The following is a 4,338-nucleotide window of genomic DNA, read 5'->3' as shown; positions in this document are numbered from 1 at the left end:
GTCATCCCGGGGCCGCGCAGCGGAACCCGGGATCCACCCGTGATGCGCGGCTCAACATGGCATCACGGTTGGATTCCGGGTTCGCCTCCGGCGCCCCGGAATGACGGGAAACGGTATCGAAGGAATCAACGGCAAGCCGTATCAGTCTTCGCGGGCGGCCAGGAGCGTCGGGACGAGGCGCATCGGCCGCCGCGCCTGAGCCGGCCGGCCCGGCCTTCACATCGTTCGGCACAGGGGAGGTCCTGCGCGCCGCGGTCGCGCCGAAACGAAATGGCCGTGCGGGTTCTGCGCAGCGTCCTGAGCGAAGCGGCCTCCGGTCGAGCCGGCCGGCGCCGTTTCGGGAGACCGGCTCGCTACTCGGCCGCCGGCAGGCTCAGCGACAGCAGCCGCGCCGTGCGCGTCCGCCCGCCCGTGCCGGGGTCCGCGCCGGGCTCGAAGGCGCGGCGGCCGTCGTCGAGGGCGCCGTTGACCGCGTCGATGGCGAGGATCAGCGCGCTGACCATCCGCGAGTCGATGCTGCGCTCGCGGGCTTGGCGCACCACGTCGGCGATGAGCGCGTCGGTCTCGCGGGTGAGGGCGTCGAGGGCGGCGGCCGTTTTCGCCTCGCGGGCCTCGGCCAGGATGTCGAGCAGGCGGTCGAGGATGACGTCGATGCGCTCGCGCCGCTTGCGGGCGAGGCGCTGGCCGAGCCACGCGATGCCCGAGCCCACCGTGCCGCCGAAGAAGGCGACGAGGTAGATCCAGTCCTCGTAGCGGTCGAGGAAGGTCTGCTGCTCGCGCTCGAAATAGTCGACCGCGCCCGGATGGTTGGGAAGCTGCGCGCTCGTGGCGGTGACGGTGGTGTCGTAGTCCGGCGGCTTCATCTGCTGGGCCACCGGCGCGGCCGCGGCCAGCCGCGAGCGCCACTCGAACAGGTGCTGCACCACCGAGGCGACGGCGACGCGGCTCACCGCGCCGCGGGCCATCAGCCGGTAGGAGACGCCCACCGTCTCGACATCCTCCTCCGGGCGCTTGGGTCGGCCGCCGAAGGTGCCGGCGGTGAGGGTGACCGGCTGCAACGTCGGCATGCGCTGGATGATCGCCTTGCCGTCCGGCACGCTGACGAGGGTGACCTTCCGCTCGGGCGAGGCCGCCTCGACGGCCCGCAGCATCGCCTGCGCCGGCTTGGCGGTGGGAGACGCGATGATCGCCACCGCGTCCACGCGCTTGGATTCGAGCGCCTGGGTGATCTCGGAGGCCTTGAGCGTCACGAGGCCGACCCGGCCCGCCGCGAGGGGCGTATCGCTGGCCGCCTCGTCCTCGGGGGACGCCTTGAAGTCGTAGAAGTCGAGCAGGCTCGTCAGCACCGGCAGGTCGGCGACGTGGCGCGTCACCACGCCGAGGCGCCGGGTCGAGAGATCGGAGAAGCTCTCGATCTCGCTCGCGTCGGGCGCGGCGATGATCAGCGCCTCGTCGTGGAGGATGGCGAGCGTCAGCCCGTTATCCGGCAGCTTCACGTCGGGCCGCACCACGGCGAGGTCGGCGCGGCCCTGCTCCAGGGCGGCGGCGCTGTCGCGCACGTCGTCGAAGGGGACGACTTGGAGCTGCACATCCTCGTGATTGCGGTTCAGCGCCCGGGCATAGGTCTCGATCAGCCCCGCCTCGACACCGTCGCGTGGGCCGACCGCCACGGTGAGCAGCGTCGGGCGTGAGAAGTAGACGACGAGGCCCGCCACGGCCGCGAACCCGAGGGCCAGCAGGACGTAGAGCCATTCGCGCCTCATGAGCACGGCCACCATGCGGCGGCGCAACCCTCGAAATCGCGTACGATCCATCCAAGATTCATGAATCGAAAACCTGTCCGGATCGTGAAGAACGGATGATCGCGCGAACCGTTTCAAACCGACGTGAAGCAAGGCCCGAGCCGCCGGTCAGCGCCGCGTGGCTCGATCGGGTGACCACGCACTATCTCGACCGCTACGGCGCCTCGTCCGAGATGCTGCGCCGGGTGCTCGCCCGCCGCATCGAGCGCCGCTGCCGCTCCCGCGACGAGGATCCGGGCGCGCATGCCGGGCTGATCGAGGAGACGGTCGCCCGCGCGCAGCGGGCCGGGCTGGTCGACGACGCCCGCTTCGCCGCCGCCCGCCTGCGCGGCTTGCGGCGGCGCGGCACCTCGACCCGCCAGGCGCAGGCGCGGCTCGCCGCCAAGGGGATCGACGCCGAGACGATCGCGGCGACGCTCGCCGTCGAGCGGGAGGAGGCGGAGGGTGCCGAGGCGGGCGAGGCGGATACCGAGGAGCGGGCGGCCCGCGCCTATGCCCGCCGCCGCCGCCTCGGCCCCTATCGCCGCCCGGACGCCCGCGAGGCCCATCGCGAGCGCGACCTCGCGGCGATGGCGCGGGCGGGTTTTTCCTACCGGCTCGCCAAGGACATCATCGGCGGCGAGGCGGAGGACGCGTCGAGCCACGGTGAAGAATGAGCGGCGACCCCTCGACAGGCTTGCCCGCCGCTCCACGTCCGTGGCCACGCGGACCGCTTCCGCTCACGACGACGAGGACGACAGCATGACCGACCGCCACGCGAGCGCCCACTGGGAAGGCGACGGCAAGACCGGCAAGGGCACGATCACGACGCAGTCCGGCGTGCTCTCGGACAGCCCCTACGGCTTCAACACCCGCTTCGAGAACGAGCCGGGCACCAATCCGGAGGAGCTGATCGCCGCCGCGCATGCGGGCTGCTTCACCATGGCGCTGGCCTTCCAGCTCCAGTCGGCCGGGCTCAAGGCGACCTCCCTCGACACCAAGGCGGTCGTCACGCTGGTCCAGGACGGCGGCGGCTTCAAGGTCACCAAGTCGGCCCTCACCCTCAAGGCGGTGATTCCCGGCATCGATCAGGCGAAGTTCGACGAACTCGCCGGCAACGCCGAGAAGGGCTGCCCGATCTCGAAGCTGCTCAACGCCGAGATCACCCTCGACAAGACGCTCGCCCAGGGCTGACCCGTTCCGCCACGCCCGCCGCGTTTCCTTCGCGCGGCGGGATGAACATTTCCGGTGTGCGGGCCAACGCGCCGCATTGATCCCGGCGCGTGCGTGTTCATCTTCCGTTCGATGGACGACAAGCTCGCGCGCAAGCTGCGCATCCTCGCGGATGCCGCCAAATACGACGCCTCCTGCGCCTCTTCCGGCGCGCCGAAGCGCAAGGCCGGCGCGGACGGGCTCGGCTCGACCACGGGCGCCGGCATCTGCCACGCCTACACGCCGGACGGGCGCTGCGTCTCGCTGCTCAAGATCCTGCTGACCAATTACTGCCTGTTCGATTGCGCCTATTGCGTCAACCGGCGCTCCTCGAACGTCGCCCGCGCCCGCTTCTCGGTCGAGGAGGTCGTGACGCTCACGGTCGAGTTCTACAAGCGCAACTACATCGAGGGGCTGTTCCTCTCCTCGGGCATCATCCGCTCGCCCGACTACACGATGGAGATGCTGACCCGGGTCGCCAAGAAGCTGCGGCGCGAGCACGGCTTCCGCGGTTACATCCACCTGAAGTCGATCCCCGAGGCGAGCCCCTGGCTGATCGAGGAGGCGGGGCTCTACGCCGACCGGCTCTCGATCAACCTCGAACTGCCGACCGAGGCGAGCCTCATCCGCCTCGCGCCGGAGAAGGACGGCGCGGCGATCGAGGGGGCGATGAGCCAGATCGGCGAGCGCATCGTCCAGGCCAAGGAGGAGCGCCGCCGCTTCTCGCCCGCCGGGCAATCGACGCAGGTGATCGTCGGGGCGGACGCCACCACCGACGAGGCGCTGATCCGCAAGTCCGCCCTGCTCTACGGCACCTACGGGCTCAAGCGCGTCTACTACTCGGCCTTCAGCCCGATCCCCGACGCCTCCGCCGCCCTGCCGCCGCAGGCGCCGCCGCTGCGGCGCGAGCACCGGCTGTATCAGGCCGACTGGCTGATCCGGTACTACGAGTTCTCCCCCGACGACGTGGCCGGCGCGTCCGAGGACGGCATGCTCGCCCTCGACATCGACCCCAAGCTCGCCTGGGCGCTGAAGAACCGCCACCGCTTCCCCGTGGACGTGAACCGCGCCGACCGCGAGATGCTGCTGCGGGTGCCGGGGCTCGGGGCGCGGGCGGTCGATGCCATCATCAAGGCCCGCCGCCACGGCCGCCTGCGCCTCGACGACGTGGCGCGGCTGACCTCGGGGCTGAAGCGCGCCCGGCCCTTCCTCATCGCCGAGGATTTTCGCCCCGTCACGCTCACCGACCGGCTGGATCTGCGGGCGAAGCTCGCCGAGCCGGCCGAGCAGTTGAGTCTTTTTTGATGGAAGAGGCACAGCCGTCGCATAACCCTCCCCCCTCTGC

Annotated in this window: 4 protein-coding genes; 3 read left to right on the top strand and 1 reads right to left on the bottom strand. The window is 71.0% G+C overall.

Annotated elements, in window-relative coordinates; genetic code table 11:
- Positions 1–353: 353 nt before the first annotated feature.
- A complete protein-coding gene (locus tag MFF42_RS24305) occupies positions 354–1,763 on the bottom strand; it encodes a TAXI family TRAP transporter solute-binding subunit (protein ID WP_238258431.1) in 1,410 nt (469 codons plus the stop codon).
- A gap of 212 nt (positions 1,764–1,975) precedes the next feature.
- On the opposite strand from MFF42_RS24305, the gene MFF42_RS24300 reads away from it, so the two are divergent.
- From MFF42_RS24300 to MFF42_RS24290, 3 genes are all read left to right on the top strand, one after another.
- Positions 1,976–2,458, top strand: coding sequence for a RecX family transcriptional regulator (locus MFF42_RS24300; protein ID WP_238258434.1), 483 nt, complete (start codon positions 1,976–1,978; stop codon positions 2,456–2,458).
- Positions 2,459–2,543: 85 nt separating this feature from the next.
- A complete protein-coding gene (locus MFF42_RS24295) occupies positions 2,544–2,975 on the top strand; it encodes an OsmC family protein (RefSeq protein ID WP_238258430.1) in 432 nt (143 codons plus the stop codon).
- A gap of 111 nt (positions 2,976–3,086) precedes the next feature.
- Positions 3,087–4,298, top strand: a complete 1,212-nt coding sequence (locus tag MFF42_RS24290) for a putative DNA modification/repair radical SAM protein (protein WP_238258433.1) — start codon at positions 3,087–3,089, stop codon at positions 4,296–4,298.
- Positions 4,299–4,338: the final 40 nt, after the last annotated feature.

It is taken from the genome of Methylorubrum podarium (assembly GCF_022179745.1).
Taxonomy (GTDB): domain Bacteria; phylum Pseudomonadota; class Alphaproteobacteria; order Rhizobiales; family Beijerinckiaceae; genus Methylobacterium; species Methylobacterium podarium.
Note: the sequence above shows the minus strand (reverse complement) of the source record. Positions and strands in the feature narration are given on the sequence as shown.